The organism is Sedimentibacter sp. MB35-C1, assembly GCF_030913635.1.
Classification (GTDB): domain Bacteria; phylum Bacillota; class Clostridia; order Tissierellales; family Sedimentibacteraceae; genus Sedimentibacter.
In genome coordinates this window covers 1,820,903-1,841,825 of record NZ_CP133188.1, presented here as the reverse complement: position 1 = coordinate 1,841,825, position 20,923 = coordinate 1,820,903, and the positions used below count along the sequence as shown (strand labels likewise).

Below are 20,923 nucleotides of genomic sequence, written 5' to 3'. Positions count from 1 at the left end.
TCTATACAAATTATATATAGATAATCTATATATGTCAATACTTAAAGTATAATAATTACGATTCGCCACTTGCATTCTTCTGATATCTGTTGATTGCACAATACAAACGATTTCTAAAAAAATATAATATTGACAATACAATCTTGTTGTGATAACCTCAAGAATAATTATTAATTTTGTTTATGGATTACATATGAAAAGGAGAAACAATAATGGCAAGAATTATCAACGAGCCTTCCAGAACGTTTGGAGAATATTTGCTTTTACCAAGTTTAACCACAAAGGATTGTATTGTTGAAAATGTGGATTTAAGCACACCTATATGTAGATATAAAAAAGGCGATGAACCGGAATTAAAATTGAATGTTCCTTTTTCATCGGCAATTATGCAGTCTGTTTCCGACAATAACATGGCAATAGCACTTGCAAAAAATGGAGGAATATCTTTTATATATTGCTCTCAGTCAATTGAAAGCCAGGCAGAGATGATACGCAAGGTAAAAAAATACAAAGCTGGCTTTGTTATAAGTGACTCAAATCTGACACCTGAGGATACCCTAAAGGATGTTCTTGAACTTAAAAAAAGAACAGGACATTCAACCATGGCAATTACTGAGGATGGTTCCTCAGATGGAAAACTTTTGGGAATCGTAACCAGCAGAGACTACAGAATTACAAGAGACCCTCTTGATAAAAAAACAAAGGAATTTATGACTCCTGCTGAATCTCTTATAGTGGGCCACGAGGGCATCACCCTTTCAGAAGCAAATGATATTATCTGGCAGCATAAGTTAAATGCTCTACCCATAATTGATGACGATTTTAACCTTGTATACATGGTTTTCAGAAAAGACTACTCTGAGGATAAGGAAAATCCCCGATCATTGCTTGATAAACAGAAAAGATACATTGTTGGTGCAGGAATCAATTCTAGAGATTACAAAGACAGAGTCCCAGCGCTTGTTGAAGCAGGAGCCGACATATTGTGCATAGATTCTTCTGAGGGATTCAGCGAATGGCAGCACGACACCATAAAATGGATTAAAGGAAAGTACGGTGACAAGGTCAAAGTAGGAGCAGGTAATGTCGTTGAAGAAGAAGGCTTTAATTACCTTGCTGATGCGGGAGCAGATTTTGTTAAAATAGGTATAGGTGGAGGATCCATCTGCATAACAAGAGAACAGAAGGGCATAGGAAGAGGCCAGGCTTCTTCAGTACTGGATGTTGCAAAGGCACGAGATAAATATTATGAAAATACTGGAATTTACGTACCCATATGTTCTGACGGTGGTATTGTGCTAGATTACCACATAACGCTGGCACTGGCTATGGGCGCTGACTTCGTAATGCTTGGAAGATATTTTGCCGGTTTTGACGAAAGTCCAACTACCAAAATCAAGTATGGCAACGGTTATGTAAAGGAATATTGGGGTGAAGGCTCAAACAGGGCAAGAAACTGGGCAAGATATGATCTTGGTGGAAAAGCTGGCCTTCAATTTGAGGAAGGCGTAGATTCATATGTGCCTTATGCCGGCAAACTTGATGATGGGTTGGGTTCAACAATCCATAAAGTAAAAAGCACAATGTGTAACTGCGGTGCAAAATCAATTAAGGAACTGCAAAAGAACGGAAAACTCACAATTGTTTCTGCTACCTCAATTTCTGAGGGCGGAGCTCATGATGTTATTCTAAAGAACCAATAATTACAATATAAAAGACAGCTCAGGCTGTCTTTTTTTATGTGTTTTATATTGTGTTTTATATTGTGTTTTATATTGTGTTTTATATTATTTATTCTTCATCCTCATCATCTAGCAACTCGTCAATTTCAGCTTCGTCCAGTATTTCATCAAACGCTGTCGTAACTTTCTCGTATTCTTCGTCTGATTCAATACTAAGAAGTTCAAAAGAGCCGTCTTCATGTTCTTCAAAGCCATATAAGAATACTTCACCGTCTTCCTGATTTTCAAGCGGTAAAAGAGCTATGTAATCTTTTTCTCCAACAGGGAATATGGCAATAATGGCACATTCCATTTCTGTGCCGTCTTCGAGGGTAATAGTCATTATTTCTTCTTCATGTTCGTGTTCACAGCCGCATCCGCATCCGCAGCCTTCATCTTCGCCGCATCCACAGTCGAATAATTCATTATCATTCATAATATTTACATCCTTAATATTATTTTATCAATTATATTGATAGATATTTAAACTCTATCAGAATGCACTTTAAATTGCAAGAAATAATTTTGTATTATTTTATTAAATCTTTCTTTACAAAATACAGTTTTTTGTTTATAATAGTAGTGTAACCGGGATGTAGCGCAGTTTGGTAGCGCACAAGCATGGGGTGTTTGGGGCCGCAAGTTCGAATCTTGTCATCCCGACCAAGCTAAAAGTTGTATTTTTGTTGGTAATAACCAATAAAAGTGCAGCTTTTTTTGTTAAAAATAGCACATATAGTTTGATACTTGGAGCTGCTTTTATTTGGACGTAATTTGACAAGATTTATTTCTGATAGTATAATTTACTAAAAACTCTGTAATTAAAATAATGAGGGGGTATTATGGATCAGCTACGAACTCTATGTGTCATGGGCACATTTGATAATCAGGCAAACCAAGAAGTGCACCGAATAAAAGACAAGCTAAAAATGCATGGTATAGCTACTGATGAATACGAGCCGCACATAACATTCGGCATATATACAGAATTAAATGATGAGGATCTGCTACAGTGGATTGATAAAATTGCAAAGCAACAGAAAAGCATTAAAATCCACTTAAACCATTTTGGTTTTTTCACAGATGCTCGCTTATGCTTTTTGGCCCCCTGCTCAAGCTGGAATCTACTTGAGCTTCACTCAAACATACACAAAAGATACGATGAATGTTGTACTGATAAAGGATGCTTGTTCTCTCTGAAGCAAAACAGCTGGACACCTCATATGTCAATAGCTTCGATTGATCCAGGTCAGGAACAGAAGATACTTTCAATCCTTTGGGAAAGTTTTTCTCCATTTACAGCTGAAATCACCAGCTTGAAGATAACTTCTTCTGATATGAGCAAAGCCGTAGGCGTGTTTGAACTGAACAAATGATTATTGACCGCCTTGTACAGTAACGAAACAGGCGGGCTTTTTATAAGCTAAATTAACCTGACAGCAGCCAGGTTAATTTTTTTTACTAACACAGCTCTTTATGTTTTCAGCAAACCTCTTAGCTTTATGGTCTATATTTTCTATTTTATCAATAGCTCCGAAATCATTTGCTGTCTCCATCAGAGCAAATTTCGGCGGCAGCATAAAAGTCTTGTTTATATTAAGCGAACTTATGAGCTGCTGTGCTATTATATCGCTTCCGCTGAAACCTGAAACTATAACTGAATATACATATTTGTCATAAAATTTAGTTTTCCTGAACAAAGAAGTGAGCCTGTTAATTACAGCTGACAAATTGGCGCTTATGGAATCATTGTAATTAGGACACAACATTATGAGAATATCGCAATCAAGTATAGCAGGATACACTTCTTCAACCATTACTCCTCCATAAAAGCAGTTAGTGCTCTGTGAATAGTGCTTGCAGGCCTTGTACGGGCAACCCTTGCAGTCTCTCACAGACCCGTTTTCTATATGTATCTCTTTAATGTTGTAACCTGTTAGATTTTTTTTAACTTTATTCCATAGAGACAGCGTATTTGAGGTTCTGTAATTGCTTGCATGAAGCGTAAGTATTTTAGGATCTGATATTTTTGTTACCTTGAAATCAATTAATCTTTCTACAACATTTCTGCTGTCACTGAAGCATATTTCTTCAAGATTCATACCTGGTATTCTTTTTTTCTGGGTACTGAAGTTTTTTAGAGAGCCTGTAGCTTCCGAAAGCGGCCTTCCCGGGAACATACATCCAGCCAGATTACAGTACAGTATTATTTTGCGCGCAACATCTCGTGAATATAGCTCATTACCGCTGTTTATGAGAACACTTCCAAATGAATCTTGCATAAAATCATCCCCGGACAGCTTAATTTTATTTAAGATTTTGAACAGCTCAATATTTATTCCTGAATCTCCGAGATCTACCGCAAATAATATTCTCTTATTTTTCAGATTATTAATTTCGCATGATTCTCTTATTATTTCAATCTCGTACCCTTTTGTGGAATATTCGTACATTTTACGAAGTCTTTCCGAAACTTCTCCTGGCATTATTACAGTTAATTTACTCATTGCTTCACCCCCGTTATGCAAACATCAGTTCAAATAAATTTTTTCAATTCATTATATGTTTTTTCAAGACGCTTAAACAATTTATTGGGCATTATAATTTTTTCTATTTCCAGCCCTGATGGAATATTTCTGTTTTTAGCTCCCATAAATACTCCCCCCAAGTAGTTGGAACTGTAATGCCATTTACCCTCCAGTGTCAGCACAATGGATATTGCACCAGATGACAGAGCAGGTGCTATATACGGCTTAAACCCGGTTTCACGAACCTGAAGATTTGCTTGAACAGCAAGCTTCGTAAGCTCCTCAGAGAGATTATTGTCATAACTATCTATGCTGTTTGCAATAACCAAACCATTTCCATGAGGTCCAAATGCTCTTCCATGTGATAAATAAGATGAATATTTATCATCCTTTTTAGCATAATAGGCAGCTCTTGCATTCATGACGCCAAGGCCGTATCCCTTTATCTGTTCAGGAGCAAGTTTCCCTTCGCTTTCTTTGAGAACAGAAGCGCACAAAGGATCAACAGGATCAGACACAACAGCGAATATTCCTGTAAAGTTTTTTTTCGCAGCCATTACCGCGTATTCTTTTATAAGCTTTTTATTTTCCTCAAATTGAACCATTCTTACGTCAATACCTTCAGACCCTACTGGAGGAACTCCCTTTGAAGCACAGAACACAAACATATCACAGTCAAACAATTCCTCTTTTGAAATTCCCTGAACTTCAGGAAATGAATAAAAATCAAAGGGATAGGAAGTTTGATTCATTTCATATTCCCATCTTTTAATCTTATCCGGACTTCTGTCAAATATACCTATGCTTCCTATGGAATTCCCGCCAAGCAGTCTAAGTCCCGTAAGAAGCGTGCTTCCCACATCTCCAAGCGCCAATATATTTACTTTCTTCTTTATGTTACACTCCATTGAAAGGCAGTCCTCAAAATCATTATAGGAGGTATTTACGGCTTTTATCTTTCTTTGCTCAATTAGCCTCGTTATTTTATCGTCTATATCATAGCATCTATCTGTTAACTTCAACATTTCAAGGCTTTCTTCCATGGCGAAAATATCTGATGTATGCGACACGGCATAAGATTTTTTAGATTTATTCTTATCAATGTTGCAAAGAAAATAAAGCTCATTAAGATTATCCGGCAAACTTTCCAGTTTTTCAAAATTGTAATTATCTTCAAGGGAAAAAAGGTACGTGTTCTTGTATTTGTAATAAAACATTATTTAATAATCCTTTCAAGCTTTATAAGTTTTTCGATGCTGCCGCCCATAAAGCCGGAAGCCTCCTTGTTCAGGTCGTAATATATGTTCTCACCTAAGTATGGAAGTCTGGGCGAAATCAAAACTTCTCCAAGTCTTTTAACGGTAAGCTTTTTCTCATACATCTCTTGATACTCTGCTTCAAGTGCCAAAAGAATCGATCTTGCATTTTCAAGGCAGACCATTGACAGATTATAAATCGATTCGTTTGTTGCCTTGCTTATATACATTGGCGAATAATACGGAAGTATCAGATTTATGGATGGAATCAAATTCTGCATATTTTCATTATTCATCCACATACCGTCTCCTCCTAAAAATGGATACATAAGGTTTTCGTTAAACCATATCCTCAAATTCGGTATAAAGTATGCACAATCATAATCTCTTCCCTGAATTTCCATCAGGTCCTTTCCTCTTCCCGACATAATGCCGACTATTATTTTTTTAACATCTACATTGTACCTTTTGAGTATTGGATCCAATTCTTTTATTCTGTATCCTTTGTGAAGTAGGTCATCGACCAAAATAACTGGTTTTTCAAAGGATTTTATGGTTTTTACCTGAATTTCTATAGGTGAATAAAAAGGATACTCAGTTATCTTGAATGTCATTGCATCCGTTGAATATACCTTCTCTGTATGAAGAGACTTTGTAACCGTATTTGGAACAACCATCCCTTTTAAAATATTTCCGAAGGGAACACACATATTTTCCCCTATCGCTCTGGGAATCTGCATTTCATTGTTGACATTATTTATGCTGCATATTTTGTTTATAAGCGTCTGGTTAATCATGTCATTGTCAATGGACAGAACCAAGGATCCCGGGTAAAGCTCAGTCAGTGACTTTTGAAGCCTCTTTCTGGCAGCTTCGATAGCATCGTGAACCTTCTCATTTGTGCTGAGAGATTCTTTTAAAAAGCTCTTCATGTTCAGTGTCAGGCATATTGGAAATTTCATATCAACAGCATATACGGATTTATTCATACCTTCATCATGAATTTTTTTGAACCCCTGATGCTTTAATGTATCTATTATGGTGTCCGAGTTCGTATTGGACATATTGTTGTAATAGAGAGCATAAGTAAAATCATTTTTCAAGCAGTATGCAAGAGTTTCAGTCAGTATTATCTGTTCCATATTGTTATAAATCTTGCTAGGATTCATAAAAATACCATCTATTATAATTATTCTTCCTGCCGTGTTTTCTCTTACATAATTTGCAATATACTGACTTTGAAACTCACCGTATACCTCTGATGAAGCAATTTTATGAAACGCTGAGAATCCAAGAAGCTTATTTGAATTCTTGCTGTCTCTTATAACGAGAAGCTTAATTTTTTTGGAAATGAGCTGTTCTCCGATATTTTCATATAAACTCGTATGCATGAAAATGTAGTGGCCTATTTCATCCACAATTTTTTGGCTCAGATCATCTATTATCTCGATTGTAAACGGCTTAGATTTTAAGATACCCTTATTTAAAGGCTCTCTTGTATAGAGATTTCTGTCATAAATAAAGCTCTGCGCCAGAGAATCTATTAAGTTAGATATATCTCTGTTATTATCTATGTTATCTCTTATCTGAGTTGAGCTTATATCTTCCAGATACATTGGAAGCTGAAGATCAACTATAGTTCCTTTGATTCTGCTTTTAGCATCTTCAGTCTTCTTGGCAGATGAAGGCACTTCATCCTGAGTGCGTTTAAACACAATATGATTAAAACTGTGTATTGAATGCTTTGTAGGTCTTGACTTGTATGCTGTAGCATTTAGGAGGACATCACTACCCACAACAATATATATTTCCTTTTTCGGGAACAGTCCTTTAAGGGCTTTTAAGTCATTGGAACTTGACAGATTCACAGGCACATCGTCTGGAAACAAAAATACTCCCAATTCGTCGGCGATGGACATGTTAATTATCTGTCTTCTTATCATCCTAGGCTGCACTTTCTTAGACCATGAGAATTCATCAACCGATAAATATACCTCATATCCAAGATTTCGTATTGCTGTTACGATTCCTTTGTGGCTCAATGAAAAAGGATCAAAGGTACCGGGGAAAAATGCAATGTTCCCATTCACATGTATATCAAAATTTTTATAATAAAATTCATAATCACTTATAAACCTGTATATATGATTAAATGATGATGAGTTATTAAAGAAAAATAAATCTTCCAGCTCTTTTTCATTTATCAATGTCAAAAGTTTTTTGTATAAAATCAAAAATAATTTGTGCTTTTCTTTCAAGCTGAGGATCTTAGACCCAAACACATTCTGCCCTATAACAAAAAATGTTTCCTGCTTTATTTGAGTGTTATAATTTGCAAGGCCGCTTAAAATAATACCCAGCATTTTTTTAAGTCTCTTATTATACGATTCTTCATCTTCTTTAAACCTATCTATGTACTCTGGGTAATACTGTAATATTATGCCAAATGTATTAATTACCAGCACACTGACACGGGGATTAGTTCCTTTGTAAATTATATTCAAATCCAAAATGCATTCATCAAGTTCTTTGGGAGGCAGAAGCATCATAAACCTGCCCAGATATTCCGGAATGTACTTTGCATATTGAAGTTCATCTATTTCAAGGCCTTTAAATAGCTCCACCGCTATTTCATTTCTCTGTTCTATTGATAAAAACGGTCCTATTTCAACCAAAGAATTTCCAGCCTTATTTCTTACGGATTCCTTAGCGCTTACCTTTACCAGATTGGCAAGGTGCGTTGCAGTCTGAAGCAATGTAACTTCGTTTTTACTTTTTATGTTTTCCATAATAAAATCAATGCTGATTGTTTTTACATTCCAAGGTGTAGCAGCTTTTAAGTTATTCAGAAACAGTTCGGAGGTTTTGTATATACTGCTGCTCATAAGTTCATTGTATTTATCCGAAACATAATCAGGCGCATCTAGTTTTTTTGCTATTCTGCCCTTTAAATAATTTATACACAAACCGTCATTCTCATTTACTTGCAATGCAAATTCACGCAGCTTATCTAATGATGCCTTAGCACTGCTTTTATAGTTTACAAGCATGTTAAAAAACTGAACCGCCATCAGACTTATATTTTGTGCAGTATCATTAACAGAATCAAGTGAATACGAAATCACAAATTCCAACTGCTCTTTCTCATACAAGTCAATCGGAATGCTCAATAAGGAATTTAAAACATTGAATCTGGCAACCTCGTCTGCATTAATTTCTTTTATTTTTTTAATAAATATCTCAAGATAGCTTTTCTTATCCTTGTTCCTGCTTGAGTTAATAACGCTGTCGACAAAAACTCTCAATGAATATCCAATCCATTCCTTATGGTTATCTGTTACCTTGTAGCCAGGATCAAGAAATATACCTAAGTATTTATCCCATATTGATAACCCTGTATTCTCTTCAATAAACTCAATTTTAACATCCTCAGGCAGCTCTTTTGAATGCTCGGGATCGTATGTTACAATTATTTTTCCCATAAGGCCTGCTACCTGACGCCTGATATCACCTTCCCTGTGCACCAGCATTTCGTACAGGAAGCTTAGCGTAAACAGCTTCTCTTTTTGAGAAAGATATATGTAGTACTCTTCCAATATATTCAGATATGCCCTTAAGTTCTGCCAGTTCTGTTCGCTTCTTGCTGATTCTATCATACTTGAGAACACAACTTCATTGTTTAGCTTGCTCATCAATGAAGTATTGTGCTCTATAGCCATGTACTTAAAGTTTTCAACAACCTCATACCCGTCCAGAAGAGCATAGTCAACAAATTTAGACGGCATAGGTTCGTCAGTTTTGAAATCTATATTAATTCCTTCATGCACTATATAATTTTCAAAATCTTTGAGCTTGGAATAAACTCTTTGATATCTTTTTTCCTTTTTTTCATCCACATTATCAAGCTTGTCAAGTATGATTTGGAATGACTCACTCAAATCATAAATGTGCATTTCAGGTCCATTCTTTGTAGACATATTTTTGACTCTGAAATCGGCATAAATCAAAATAAGAGATTCTAACGGCAGATTTTCCAGCTCAAGATCCCATGTTGAATGGTTTGTTGCAATAAGGCCTATATTAGGCATATTGTACTTAGTAAACCATTGATCTGTATAATAATAATGCAGATACGCAACCCTTCTTTTTTCCAATCCTTTACAACCGTACTTGCCTATATCATGTCCTGCAGCAGCACCTGAAACAAGACCCAGGTTAACATGCGAACCCACCTTCTTAAGCTGGCTGGCAATATGCATTGCAACATAGTGAACAGCAGCAACGTGGTTTAACGTGTTGAATCCGTTCACCTCATGATCCAGCATCATAAGTTCATATATATAATTTTTTTCAAACTTATCAAGGAAGGTGATATATTCCTCCTGGTTTGGCAAATCTTTTATATCATCTTCACTTAAAAATTTAAAATCAGTAAATTTATCGAACATGCCGCTGTTATGCCCATGTCGAAGTATTGTTTTCAGCATTTCCAGGTATATGAGAGCGCCATTTTCGTATTTTGTAAAAAGTTTGATCGTTGTTGCGTCAGGAAATGATTTATGCAGTGTATATTGGAATATGTATGACAGCCAGTCTTTAGGAGACTCATTGCAAACGTTATTTAATATGTCGAAAGACAAATCCAGTACATCTCTGCATAATAATTGGTTTTTGTTAATAAGTATAAGAAGGTTATTAACAAATTTTTTATTGATGATAGAAGACTGTATTTTTTCTTCTGAAACATTAATTTTTTTCAAAAAATCTTTTTTTGTTAGACTTTGCAGTATTTCCTTATGTAACTCATTCAACATAAATCTACTCATAATATACCTCATTAAATTAAAAGTTCAATGTAAACATTATACCATATGAAAGTTTATACTGCAATAAATTCATAAATCCAAGGAATTTAGCAGATATGTAAATAACTCTTGAAAAATTTATGATAAAGTATTATATTATATTATAAAAATTATGGAGGTTCATATGTACATACTAACTTATTTTCATGAAAACAAAGAGCATATTGGATTTTTAAGTGAAAACAGAAATGAAATCATTCCAGCTGAAGCTGTTTTTAAAAAATTAAATTTTCCGGTACCCTCGAATATGTTAAACCTGATTGATACTTTTGACCAGCTGGATACGGCTAAGCTAAACGATGCAATAGCTTCGTCAGACAGCCATCTTAAAATTGAAGATGTTAATATAATGGCACCCATACCTTACCCAAGGAGAAATGTACTCTGTCTCGGTAAGAACTATGTAGACCATGTTAACGAAGTCGGAGGACTTAGAAATGTTAATTCTGATATTCCGAAGAAACCTATATATTTCAGCAAGATTGCGTATCCTGCAGTTGGACACAATGATGAGGTTATTGCTCATTCAGAAGTTGTTAAAGAGCTGGATTATGAAGTTGAACTTGCAGTTATAATTGGCAAAGAATGCAAAGATGTCTCCAGAGAAGAAGCCGAGAGCGTGATTTTCGGTTACACTATAGCTAACGACATATCAGCACGTGATATGCAGCAAGATCACATGCAGTGGCACAAAGGAAAATCTCTCGACACTTACTGCCCTATGGGTCCGTACATAGTGCCTAAATCCTGCATACCTTTCCCGCCAAATCTGGAAATAAAAAGCTATGTTAACGGTGAGTTAAGACAAAACGCAAATACAAATCAACTTATATTTGACATACCTGAAATAATAAGTGACCTGTCAGCAGGAATAACTCTATATCCTGGCGACATAATATTAACAGGAACTCCGGCAGGAGTTGGAGCTGGTTTTAAGCCTCCAAAATACCTTAGTGCAGGTGACACCGTTGATTGTACAATCGAAAAAATTGGTACGCTCTCTAATACTATTAAATAACTAAAAAATATTATCCAATGTTACACATTCATTCTCTTTTATAACAACAAACAATACCTTTAAGTGCTCAAGCTCTGCTTGAGCCATTACTTTATCTCGATTTCCTACAAATGACTTCAGTTTTTCCATAGATGCATCTATATTATCTATATCGTCTTGGTTGACAAAATATATCCACAGCTCTCTGGTATCCTGCCATTCTTCATAATAATTGACCATATTAGACTCAACACTGTCCCAATCCCCTGCATCTATTAAATCACCTAACCCGGTTAATTCTTCTCGATAATATTCAGTCATTGGATCTATTGAGGTGAAATGCACCCAAGTCCATATAGCCATTAGCACAAGTAGGATCGTCAAGGATATTACAACCATTCTCATAACTTACCTCTCAAGAAAAACAAATCTGTCATTTTCATCCACAAACCCATACAATACTTGATTTGGATTTAATTTTTTCTTTTTTAACTCTTCTTCAAATCTTTTGTACGAAATCTTGTATTTTTTAAAATTATCATGCATTACTTCACCGTCCAGTATAGTCGCAATGGGAATTCTGATACATTTCTTGCCTGGATGATCATCTGGTGCAATAATGCTCATTTCCCCATTTGTTTCCATTATAATATAGTCCACGTCTTCAACATTATTATATCCCTTTAGACGCATCTGCCCCAATACATCATTTATGTTTATTCTAAGCTTATTCATTTCTTTTATATTAAATTTACCGTGGTCAATTATTATTGTTGGTGTTCCGCATATAAATTTCCTTGCTGTATTATTTTTCAAAGTTATATAGGAAATAAAACACTGAAGAAACATTATTGTTGCTGTCGCAATAAATCCGTGCAGCAGAGGCTCACCTAAGTCCTCCATGGGCATTACGGCAAGCTCCGCAAGCATCAAAGAAACTACAAGATCGTGAGGCTGAAGCTCTCCCAATTCTCCCTTTCCCATTATTCTCATGGATATCATCAAAACTGTGTATAAAATTATTGCTCTTATAACAACTATAACCATAGAAATCTCCGCCCTGAAATCATAAATACAATTATTCTTATATTTTGACCACTTACAGAAGTTATATACATTAAAAAACCATGCAGAAAATTTGAACTTTTTTAAAATAAAATGACATTTTGGGGACGGACCTTTTGGCATTCTGGGTGGCATTCTGGGGACGGACCTTTGAGCGGAGGACTGATTATTGGCACCACTCTGGAAGTGAACCTTTAACAGCCCACCATGATTTAAATGTTTCACCGGTAAATCCTAGTTTTCTGTAAACGCTTGCTGCATCAGGGTTATGTGTGTGCAGATATATAAATGAATCCTTGTAATATGATATAACAGCATCTATAACTGCCATTCCATATCCTTGGCATCTGTTTGACGGTGTTGTATAAACGTTTGATATGTAGACTGTATTGTTGTATTTTTCAGCCAATGCCATGCTGACAGGGCAGCATGCTTCATTATAAGCAAAAAACATATTATTACCTGCGGCTATTTGTTTATTAAGAAGTTTTATGCCGTATGTTTCGCCGTCATCCTGTTCTAGGACCAGATTGTATTCCTTTCCATCCAGAACATGTCCAACCCGTCTAATTTTACATCCTTTAATTTTGTTATTAATAGCATCATTCATATTTAAAATCATCAAATCTATATCAAATTCCCTTATTGAGTAACCATATTTTTCATAATAAGGTCTTAAAACATCTAGCTCCAAAGAACCATGACGGTAAAAAATTTTAGGAATTATATTTTTTGAATTATAGTATTCTTCTATTTCTTTAATAATGTCATCAATATTTTCATTTTTATCAATAACGGCATAATTAGATGTATAACTTTCTTTATTATCCATATCGCTGTACATCCTTCCCCATGATGTGAGCTGGTAATCAAGATACCTCATTGGGCTGTTTTTTTCCAGTTTAGCAATTTGTTCTGAAATTTCCATATTAACCTCCACTGATATTTTAATGTGTCATAGACACAACATAATTATTTCACAGGATTGACAAAAGAACATGGGATATTAACCATACACTTCCCGCATACCTCGGTAAACCCCTCAACATCCGAATGAAGCTTATCGTTGTAAAGGCACATTTCAAAGCATTTAAATCTGTCAAACTCATCTGTCTTCAAGGCATCATTCACACATTTTTTAACGCATTTCTTACATATACTTTTATGCTTAAACAAGCAATTTTCTTTATCAGTTCTTTTGGTGGGCTCAATTTTTCCGTCTGTTATAAAACTGCCGATTCTTCCACAGCATCCTTTCTCAGTTATGAGCATATTGTTCAGCCCGAAGGTTCCCAATCCGGCAATATATGCCACATGCCTGTGAGACCAGCTACTGATTAATTTTTCCTCGTCAAAATTATGAGTTGCAGGAGTGATCACTGCTTTATAGCCTGATTCTTCTAATACGTCCTTTATATATGTATTTACATCCAATATGAGCTGATTTGTTTCTAAATATGCCCTTGCCCATTCCTTTGAGCACTCCCTGCCATCTATGTTGCTTTTAACTATTGACTCATGGAAGGGGATAAAATATGCGACTACTGTTTGGGCTTCCTTTAAACTGTCTTTTGGCAGAGCGTGATAAGAACTGACTACATCCTTGAGTTTGTAAAACATCTTATCATTTGCATCCGCATATGCAGTAAGAGATTCTTCCCATTTAGTTTGAACATTTTTAAGTTTTGAATAATCAGCTACATATTGTTTTAGAGTATTTTCAATTTTATTTTTCAATTTATCTTCATAACACATGACTTATACCTCCAACGATATTCATAATCAGTAGACAGCAGTTTAAAATATAGTACAACATTAAACAATATTATAACAAGTATTACTGCGGCTAATAAAAGAAAGAAAATTGATTTTTTACGTGTATTAATCATCGCATACTGTTTCTTTCTATTTTTTCCATTATAACCCATAGTTTATAAAGTTACAATATTTATTCATAAATTATGTTTAGTGTTTGCATTCCTATAACTTAACTCGTTATAATTTTTTAACTTAATAGCCAATCAACTCAAATCTTGTATAAAATTCTTTTTATTAATTGCTAATTTATGAATATTCTTAAAATTCAAATATTTTGCTATCAGATAGGCTAATCCTGATACAAGCATTATACAGCCTACATTAATTTCCATTATGTTCTGATTATCATATAGAAAAAAATATATAATTGTTACAACTAAAAATAACACTATGGAAATTATTGAACCGCATTCTTTCTTAAATCCTTTTTCCATACTAAATACAGGTGCTACCAAGCCTTCTGTTATGAAACTTAGTATTACGACTGAAAAGTAAAATAAAAATATTATTGGATTAACTCTCCAACCTAATTCTCCTCCATAGGCTCCAAAAGATAATACTAAAAACCAAGCAAAAAAATATCCTGTCAACTTTAATAGAAATCCTAAAAATATTTCATACTTACATGGTCCTCCGCTGTTTTTTATAATATCATGAGCAAATCCTTTTACATCACTCCCAATGGCATCATGTAATGTTTTGTTTCTTAATTCAAATTCCTGCGCCATCCCTATCAAATCTCTTTTGATTACTTGCGCATCATAAGAATTAACCTTAAATATACTCATACCTTTCATAATATCCTTTATGGTCTGGACGTCGTCATCCCTTAAAGCTTTTATTTGTGCTTCATTTTCTTTTTTAAGTAAGATCATTTCATTCATAAACATAATTATTCCCCTTTCAATACTTTGTCAACGGACTTTTTTACATCATTCCACACCAATTGAAATTCATTTAAAAATTCTTCTCCTGTTTCAGTTAAGAAATAGTATTTTCTTTTCGGACCAAGAGGTGACTCTTTGTATTTGGATGTTATAATTTTTTTCCTCTCAAGTCTTACCAAAATAGGATAGGTTGTTCCTTCTCTTACATCATCAAAACCATAATCCTGTAAGCGGGATATTATTTCATACCCGTATGTTTCTTCATCACCAATTATTTTCACTATACATCCTTCCAATGTACCTCTTAATAATTGCGATTTATCCACCATGTATTCCACCTACCTTGCACCGCATAATAGTTAACTACATTGTACCGCACAGTAGATGTTATGTCAATCATAAAAAGTTATTCCATATAAAAATAATTTTAATTACAAAAAAAATAATCTTTAAAGCTTCATTCTAAGGTCTGTACCCAGAATGTTTGTGAATATTTTTTTGCATAACAAAAGAAGATAGCTGAATATAATATCCAACTATCTTTTTCATATTTCATTTTAATTTTATCCACGCTGTATCAGGATTGTTTCCTCTATACAGCTTTGTTTATTACATTTTTAAGCTTGGCAAAAATCATTCTTCCTGCTGCCGTTTGAAGCACGCTCGTTACTGTTACAACAACAGAATCTCCGATGCATTTTTTGCCGCCTTCCACAACAATCATTGTTCCATCATCAAGGTATGCCAGACCCTGCCCTGATTCCTTACCGTCCTTGACAACCATTACAGTCATTTCTTCTCCGGGAAGAACAACAGGCTTAACAGCATTAGCCAGCTCATTGATATTTAAAACTTCAACACCCTGGAATTCAGCAACCTTATTCAAGTTAAAATCATTTGTCAGGACTTTGCCTCCAAGCTCTTTAGCAAGCTTCAAAAGCTTTACATCAACTTCTATATTATCTCCGTAATCTTTTGATTCAATAACAACATGCACTGCATCATCTTTTTGCAAAATATTTAAAATATCCAATCCTCTTCTTCCTCTGTTTCTTTTGAGGCTGTCTGAAGAATCAGCAATGTGTCTTAATTCCTTAAGAACAAATTCAGGTATAACCAGTGTTCCTTCAATAAACCCAGTCTTGCAAATATCAGAAATTCTTCCGTCTATAATCACGCTAGTATCAAGTATTTTTGGTAAATATGTTTCTTTCTTTGAATTTCTATCCTGTTTTTTTGAAACAGCCGTTTTTTTCAAGTTTATTTGCGGCCATATTACATCGTCTTTTTTCCTTGTGGAAATTTTGATTCCCAAATATCCAAATATTAAATAAGACAAAATTGAAATAATTGTGCCCACATACTTAATATCAGAAAATGGCTGACTGATCAGGAAAGCAATAATAAACCCCACTATAAGCCCCAAAGCTCCCCAAATAATATCCATGGTAGAAAATTTAAGTAGCTCCGTTTCAAAAGCTCCTACTACTTTGAGACCAATTTTTTTGATTCTGGTTGATAAAAGAAAAAATATAATTCCAAATACTAAACTGATACCAATGATTACTAAAACATTTTGAAATTCCGTAAAATTAAGAAGACCGTTTTGGTTTAGAAGCACCCCAGTAAAAACACCTAGTAATGTTCCTATTACAGTAATAACCGCCTTTATTATTTTATCTATCATGTAATCACCTCCTTTACAGTATACCCATATATTGCTACATTATTTAATGTATCATATTTTTTGTTATTTGGCTATACTATTTTCTTCAAATTATATATATTTATTATTAATTTTACCTTAATTTTAAGGACAATTTTAAGGACAAAAAGAAAATGCACTAAAGCACATTATCTCATATGTTATTGCTTTAACGCATCCTCATTAATGATATTATCCAAATAATCCTGTATGTTTTTGCCATCGGTATTAGTTGAAAGAGCTATTTCGCTTACAAGCATCTGCTTTGCGCTTACAAGCATTTTCTTCTCACCTGTTGACAACCCTTTCTCTCTGTCCCGAAAGGTCAAATCCCTTACCACCTTGGCGACCTCGAAAATATCTCCTGTCTTCATCTTAACCATATTATCCCGGTATCTTTTATTCCAGTTTGAATCGTTGAGTTCGGCACTTTGCTTTAAAATTTTATAGACTTTTTCTACTGCCTCTGTATCTATAATATTTCTTAATCCGATATTGTTTACGTTGTCTACAGGTATCATGAGCTTCATTTCTCCAATAGGCATCTTAAGAACATAGTATTTTTTAACTTCACCGAGTATTTCCTTTTGTTCCATCGTTTCAATAACACCGGCACCATGCATTGGGTATACAACTTTGTCTCCTAACTTAAACATGCTACTACCTCCCTACTCTTTAGTATACACTAAACAGAAACAATTGTCAAATCGATAATTATACCTTGGCATTACAACAATGTCAATATATATTTCAAAAAAAATTATTACAATTACAACTTATTTTTATCATAATTTTACAATAAGAAATATTTTTGCAAATTATTAATTTTTTTTATTATTTTTAAAATCACGACCGCTAAAGCGATCGTGATTTTTATTGTGTATTTATTTAATGTTTTTTAATTTTATTACTTCCTTGCAGGCTTCCTGAATGTCTTTAGCAGTTAAATGATACTTTTCAAGAAGGTCAGCCGGTTTCCCTGACTCTCCGAATGTATCCAGAACACCTATTCTTTTAACAGGTACTGGATGTTTATCGGACAAAGCTTCTAAAACCGCGCTTCCCAGTCCGCCTATTATGCTGTGTTCCTCTGCTGTAACTATTGCCTTAGTCTCTCTTGCAGCATTTATAATTATTTCCTCATCGATGGGTTTTATTGTGTGTATATTTATTACTCTTGCATTTATTCCTTCTCCGGAAAGCTCCTCTGAAGCCTTTAACGCTTCTTGAACCATTAATCCGGTAGCTATAATTGTTACATCATTTCCTTTTTTAAGTTCTACGCCCTTGCCCAATTCAAATTTGTAATCCTGTCCATACACATTATCAACAGCCATTCTTCCCAGTCTGATATATACAGGGCCTTTCATTTCAGCCGCTTTTAAAACAGCCTGTTCCGCCTCAATGCTGTCTGACGGATTAATAACCGTCATATTCGGTATGCTTCTCATCAAACTTATATCTTCAATGGCTTGGTGTGATGCTCCGTCTTCCCCAACTGTCAGTCCCGCATGAGTTGCAGCAATTTTAACATTCAGCTTTGGATATGCAACTGTATTTCTTATTATTTCAAACGCCCTTCCTGCAGCAAACATTGCAAAAGAACTGGCAAAAGGAATTTTACCCGCTATTGCCATTCCGGCCGCCGTTCCAATAAGATCCTGTTCAGCTATGCCTACGTTAAAAAATCTTTCGGGTGCCACCTTTTTAAATTCAGCTGTCTTTGTTGACCCAGACAGGTCAGCATCCAACACTACAACATCCGGATTATTGGCAGCCAGTTTCTTTAATGCTTCACCGTATGCTTCTCTAGTCGCCTTAGCCATTATTCGCACCTCCCTAATTCATTCATGGCAATAGAATATTCTTCATCGTTTGGAGCCTTGCCATGCCATGATGCTTTATCTTCCATAAATGAGCAGCCTTTTCCCTTTACGGTATCAGCAATAATTACCGTCGGCTTATCTGTAATGCTTCTTCTTTCTGAAAAGGCCTTTTCCAATGAGTCAAAGTTATTTCCATCAGCTTTAATAACGTGCCATCCAAAAGCTTCCCATTTCTTATCAATAGGTTCAACTTTCATAACATCATTATTTCTTCCATCTATTTGCAGTCCATTGTGGTCTATTATAGCAGTCACGTTATCCAGTTTATAATGTCCGGCAAGCATTGCAGCCTCCCATACCATTCCTTCCTGCAGTTCACCGTCTCCAAGAAGAGCAAAAACTCTGTTTTTCTTTTTATCAAGCTTAAACGCAAGTGCCATTCCATTTGCAATTGCCAGTCCCTGTCCCAGCGATCCAGTGGATGCCTCCACTCCGGGAAGTTTTTTCATATCTGGGTGTCCCTGAAGTTTAGAGTTTATTTTTCTCAACGTTCCAATCAAGGATTTATCTACAAATCCCTTCTCCATCAATGCTGAATACAAAACTGGAGCGCCATGTCCCTTTGACAGCACAAAACGGTCTCTGTTCTCATCCTCGGGATTTTCTATATTCATTTCATTAAAATACAGATATGTTACTATTTCAACTGCCGAAAGCGAACCTCCCGGATGCCCCGACTTTGCGTCGTGAATCATAGTTAAAATATTGCTTCTCATATTTTTAGCTATGACACATAATTTTTCGTGATTCATCTTATCCTCCTTATTTTCTCTTAGGTACTGATTCCCAATCCTTTAAAAACCTATCTATTCCTTTATCTGTCAGCGGATGCCCTGCCATTTGAATTAACACCTTGTACGGAACAGTTGCTATGTGGCAACCAAGTTTCGCAGCCTCTGTCACATGCATTGGATGTCTTATACTAGCTGCTATTATCTCTGTATCTATATCGTAATTATTAAATATAGTTACTATATCCTTTATCAGTTCCATCCCGCTGCTGCTTACATCATCCAGTCTTCCCACAAATGGGCTAACATAAGTTGCTCCTGCCCTTGCCGCCATCAGAGCCTGAGATGCGGAAAATATAAGAGTAACATTTGTTTTTATGTTTTCTTTTTTTAGAATCTTAACCGCTTTAAGCCCTTCAATCGTCATCGGTATTTTTATAATTATATTTTTATGTATCCTCGAAAGTTCTGTAGCTTCTTTAATCATTCCTTCACAGTCAGCACTTATAACTTCTGCACTTATTGGCCCGTCTACAATACCAGTTATTTCCTTTACAACATCCTCAAATATTTTTCCTTCCTTGGCAATTAAAGACGGGTTTGTAGTAACCCCACAAATAATTCCCATTTCATTTGCATTTTTTATTTCTTCAACATTTGCCGTATCAATAAATAATTTCAATGTTCAGCCTCCTTATTCAATTACTTTTACTACGTCTTTATTGCCGAAAAGCACTCTAAACACAAAAATCGGTAATAAAATCTGTCTTTTTATTCTTTTTGGTTCCTTCATAAGCCTGTAAAACCATTCAAGTCCAAGTTTAATAAATAATTCAGGCGCTCTCTTCACATGCCCGGCCAATCCGTCCAGAGTTCCACCATTGCCTATAATTATTTTGGCATTAATTTTATCTCTGTTAAATTCTATCCACTGTTCCTGCTTCTTAGCACCAAATCCCACAAACAAAATGTGAGGCTCTGCCCGGTTTATATCTTCTATAACCTTCACTTCCTCCTCATGTCCTTGCTTCCCTAGATGTGACCCCTTGAAGTATCCGTGCTGAGCTCCCATTATTTTTATTCCGGGATATTCTTCATGGACTTTATCCATTGCGGTTTTAGCTACGCCGGGCTTGCCCCCCACAACATAAAGCTTTAATCCCTGTTCATCGGCCAGCTTCAGCAGATTAACAGATAAATCGAAGCCCGCAACTTTTTCTTTCAATGGATGTTTCTTGATTTTAGAAGCATATATCAAACCTACACCGTCGGGAATATTTATATCCGATTTGTTCATCAGCTCCATGAATTCATCATCTTTCTGACACATCATAACAATTTCGGTATTTGGAGTATATATTATATATCGTTCATTATCGGCAATTTTCTTTTTTACCATGTCCACAGCTTCGTCCATGCTCTTATTGTCGATTCTGACACCCATTATACTTAGTTTATTCATAT

At 35.2% G+C, this 20,923-nt stretch carries 19 protein-coding genes and 1 tRNA gene; 4 read left to right on the top strand and 16 right to left on the bottom strand.

What is annotated here, in order from left to right; all coding sequences use genetic code 11:
• Positions 1–212: 212 nt before the first annotated feature.
• Entirely contained in the window at positions 213–1,703 is a 1,491-nt protein-coding gene (locus tag RBQ61_RS08720) for an IMP dehydrogenase (protein WP_308136952.1), read from the top strand.
• 88 nt (positions 1,704–1,791) lie between these two features.
• On the opposite strand, the gene RBQ61_RS08715 is transcribed toward RBQ61_RS08720, so the two are convergent.
• A complete protein-coding gene (locus RBQ61_RS08715; protein ID WP_308136951.1) occupies positions 1,792–2,157 on the bottom strand; it encodes a DUF1292 domain-containing protein in 366 nt (121 codons plus the stop codon).
• 153 nt (positions 2,158–2,310) lie between these two features.
• Here RBQ61_RS08715 and RBQ61_RS08710 point away from each other — a divergent pair.
• Together RBQ61_RS08710 and RBQ61_RS08705 are read left to right on the top strand one after the other, a co-directional pair.
• Positions 2,311–2,387 (top strand) — tRNA-Pro (locus tag RBQ61_RS08710).
• Between the two features lie 176 nt (positions 2,388–2,563).
• Entirely contained in the window at positions 2,564–3,097 is a 534-nt protein-coding gene (locus RBQ61_RS08705; protein ID WP_308136950.1) for a 2'-5' RNA ligase family protein, read from the top strand.
• Between the two features lie 72 nt (positions 3,098–3,169).
• Here RBQ61_RS08705 and RBQ61_RS08700 read toward each other — a convergent pair whose 3' ends face one another.
• The 3 genes from RBQ61_RS08700 to RBQ61_RS08690 are packed head-to-tail and all read right to left on the bottom strand — an operon-like array spanning position 3,170 to position 10,331.
• Positions 3,170–4,228: a flavodoxin family protein gene (locus tag RBQ61_RS08700; protein WP_308136949.1), complete on the bottom strand. Its 1,059-nt coding sequence runs from the start codon at positions 4,226–4,228 to the stop codon at positions 3,170–3,172.
• Between the two features lie 29 nt (positions 4,229–4,257).
• Entirely contained in the window at positions 4,258–5,466 is a 1,209-nt protein-coding gene (locus RBQ61_RS08695) for a lactate dehydrogenase (protein WP_308136948.1), read from the bottom strand.
• Positions 5,466–10,331 (bottom strand): cytidyltransferase, encoded by a 4,866-nt coding sequence (locus RBQ61_RS08690; protein WP_308136947.1) that lies wholly within the window; start codon positions 10,329–10,331, stop codon positions 5,466–5,468. The genes RBQ61_RS08695 and RBQ61_RS08690 overlap by 1 nt, the downstream gene beginning before the upstream one ends.
• Positions 10,332–10,494: 163 nt before the next feature.
• Between RBQ61_RS08690 and RBQ61_RS08685 the strand changes: the two genes are divergently transcribed.
• Complete coding sequence (locus RBQ61_RS08685; RefSeq protein WP_308136946.1) at positions 10,495–11,388, top strand: fumarylacetoacetate hydrolase family protein; 894 nt, start codon at positions 10,495–10,497, stop codon at positions 11,386–11,388.
• On the opposite strand, the gene RBQ61_RS08680 is transcribed toward RBQ61_RS08685, so the two are convergent.
• From RBQ61_RS08680 to RBQ61_RS08625, 12 genes are all read right to left on the bottom strand, one after another.
• Positions 11,389–11,772: a DUF4363 family protein gene (locus RBQ61_RS08680; RefSeq protein WP_308136945.1), complete on the bottom strand. Its 384-nt coding sequence runs from the start codon at positions 11,770–11,772 to the stop codon at positions 11,389–11,391.
• Positions 11,773–11,775: 3 nt separating this feature from the next.
• Complete coding sequence (locus RBQ61_RS08675; protein WP_308136944.1) at positions 11,776–12,414, bottom strand: DUF421 domain-containing protein; 639 nt, start codon at positions 12,412–12,414, stop codon at positions 11,776–11,778.
• A 184-nt stretch (positions 12,415–12,598) separates the two neighbouring features.
• A complete protein-coding gene (locus RBQ61_RS08670) occupies positions 12,599–13,360 on the bottom strand; it encodes a GNAT family N-acetyltransferase (protein ID WP_308136943.1) in 762 nt (253 codons plus the stop codon).
• A 44-nt stretch (positions 13,361–13,404) separates the two neighbouring features.
• Entirely contained in the window at positions 13,405–14,187 is a 783-nt protein-coding gene (locus RBQ61_RS08665) for an epoxyqueuosine reductase (protein WP_308136942.1), read from the bottom strand.
• A 266-nt stretch (positions 14,188–14,453) separates the two neighbouring features.
• The gene (locus RBQ61_RS08660) at positions 14,454–15,140 is read right to left on the bottom strand and encodes a hypothetical protein (protein WP_308136941.1); all 687 of its coding nucleotides are present in this window, start codon (positions 15,138–15,140) and stop codon (positions 14,454–14,456) included.
• A 2-nt stretch (positions 15,141–15,142) separates the two neighbouring features.
• The gene (locus tag RBQ61_RS08655) at positions 15,143–15,466 is read right to left on the bottom strand and encodes a PadR family transcriptional regulator (RefSeq protein WP_308136940.1); all 324 of its coding nucleotides are present in this window, start codon (positions 15,464–15,466) and stop codon (positions 15,143–15,145) included.
• A gap of 263 nt (positions 15,467–15,729) precedes the next feature.
• Positions 15,730–16,824 (bottom strand): PIN/TRAM domain-containing protein, encoded by a 1,095-nt coding sequence (locus RBQ61_RS08650; RefSeq protein ID WP_308136939.1) that lies wholly within the window; start codon positions 16,822–16,824, stop codon positions 15,730–15,732.
• 179 nt (positions 16,825–17,003) lie between these two features.
• On the bottom strand, positions 17,004–17,498 hold the full coding sequence (locus RBQ61_RS08645) for a CarD family transcriptional regulator (RefSeq protein WP_308136938.1): 495 nt from the start codon (positions 17,496–17,498) through the stop codon (positions 17,004–17,006).
• Between the two features lie 228 nt (positions 17,499–17,726).
• The gene (locus RBQ61_RS08640) at positions 17,727–18,668 is read right to left on the bottom strand and encodes a transketolase family protein (RefSeq protein ID WP_308136937.1); all 942 of its coding nucleotides are present in this window, start codon (positions 18,666–18,668) and stop codon (positions 17,727–17,729) included.
• Complete coding sequence (locus RBQ61_RS08635; RefSeq protein ID WP_308136936.1) at positions 18,668–19,480, bottom strand: transketolase; 813 nt, start codon at positions 19,478–19,480, stop codon at positions 18,668–18,670. Before RBQ61_RS08635 ends, RBQ61_RS08640 begins: the two co-directional genes overlap by 1 nt.
• A gap of 10 nt (positions 19,481–19,490) precedes the next feature.
• Positions 19,491–20,141 carry a fructose-6-phosphate aldolase gene (gene fsa / locus RBQ61_RS08630; RefSeq protein WP_308136935.1) on the bottom strand — a complete coding sequence of 217 codons (651 nt, stop codon included), beginning with the start codon at positions 20,139–20,141 and terminating at the stop codon, positions 19,491–19,493.
• A gap of 12 nt (positions 20,142–20,153) precedes the next feature.
• Positions 20,154–20,921, bottom strand: coding sequence for a WecB/TagA/CpsF family glycosyltransferase (locus RBQ61_RS08625; RefSeq protein WP_308136934.1), 768 nt, complete (start codon positions 20,919–20,921; stop codon positions 20,154–20,156).
• Between the last annotated feature and the right edge of the window lie 2 nt (positions 20,922–20,923).

Excerpts from the sequence above, each read along its gene's own strand:
- RBQ61_RS08655 (WP_308136940.1), bottom strand. The coding sequence starts at position 15,466 with ATGGTGGATAAATCGCAATTATTAAGAGGTACATTGGAAGGATGTATA.
- RBQ61_RS08640 (WP_308136937.1), bottom strand. The coding sequence starts at position 18,668 with ATGGCTAAGGCGACTAGAGAAGCATACGGTGAAGCATTAAAGAAACTG.
- RBQ61_RS08670 (WP_308136943.1), bottom strand. The coding sequence starts at position 13,360 with ATGGAAATTTCAGAACAAATTGCTAAACTGGAAAAAAACAGCCCAATG.
- RBQ61_RS08680 (WP_308136945.1), bottom strand. The coding sequence starts at position 11,772 with ATGAGAATGGTTGTAATATCCTTGACGATCCTACTTGTGCTAATGGCT.
- RBQ61_RS08720 (WP_308136952.1), top strand. The coding sequence starts at position 213 with ATGGCAAGAATTATCAACGAGCCTTCCAGAACGTTTGGAGAATATTTG.
- RBQ61_RS08635 (WP_308136936.1), bottom strand. The coding sequence starts at position 19,480 with ATGAATCACGAAAAATTATGTGTCATAGCTAAAAATATGAGAAGCAAT.
- RBQ61_RS08660 (WP_308136941.1), bottom strand. The coding sequence starts at position 15,140 with ATGTTTATGAATGAAATGATCTTACTTAAAAAAGAAAATGAAGCACAA.
- RBQ61_RS08690 (WP_308136947.1), bottom strand. The coding sequence starts at position 10,331 with ATGAGTAGATTTATGTTGAATGAGTTACATAAGGAAATACTGCAAAGT.
- RBQ61_RS08665 (WP_308136942.1), bottom strand. The coding sequence starts at position 14,187 with ATGTGTTATGAAGATAAATTGAAAAATAAAATTGAAAATACTCTAAAA.
- RBQ61_RS08625 (WP_308136934.1), bottom strand. The coding sequence starts at position 20,921 with ATGAATAAACTAAGTATAATGGGTGTCAGAATCGACAATAAGAGCATG.
- RBQ61_RS08685 (WP_308136946.1), top strand. The coding sequence starts at position 10,495 with ATGTACATACTAACTTATTTTCATGAAAACAAAGAGCATATTGGATTT.
- RBQ61_RS08650 (WP_308136939.1), bottom strand. The coding sequence starts at position 16,824 with ATGATAGATAAAATAATAAAGGCGGTTATTACTGTAATAGGAACATTA.
- RBQ61_RS08675 (WP_308136944.1), bottom strand. The coding sequence starts at position 12,414 with ATGGTTATAGTTGTTATAAGAGCAATAATTTTATACACAGTTTTGATG.
- RBQ61_RS08695 (WP_308136948.1), bottom strand. The coding sequence starts at position 5,466 with ATGTTTTATTACAAATACAAGAACACGTACCTTTTTTCCCTTGAAGAT.
- RBQ61_RS08715 (WP_308136951.1), bottom strand. The coding sequence starts at position 2,157 with ATGAATGATAATGAATTATTCGACTGTGGATGCGGCGAAGATGAAGGC.
- RBQ61_RS08645 (WP_308136938.1), bottom strand. The coding sequence starts at position 17,498 with ATGTTTAAGTTAGGAGACAAAGTTGTATACCCAATGCATGGTGCCGGT.
- RBQ61_RS08705 (WP_308136950.1), top strand. The coding sequence starts at position 2,564 with ATGGATCAGCTACGAACTCTATGTGTCATGGGCACATTTGATAATCAG.
- RBQ61_RS08700 (WP_308136949.1), bottom strand. The coding sequence starts at position 4,228 with ATGAGTAAATTAACTGTAATAATGCCAGGAGAAGTTTCGGAAAGACTT.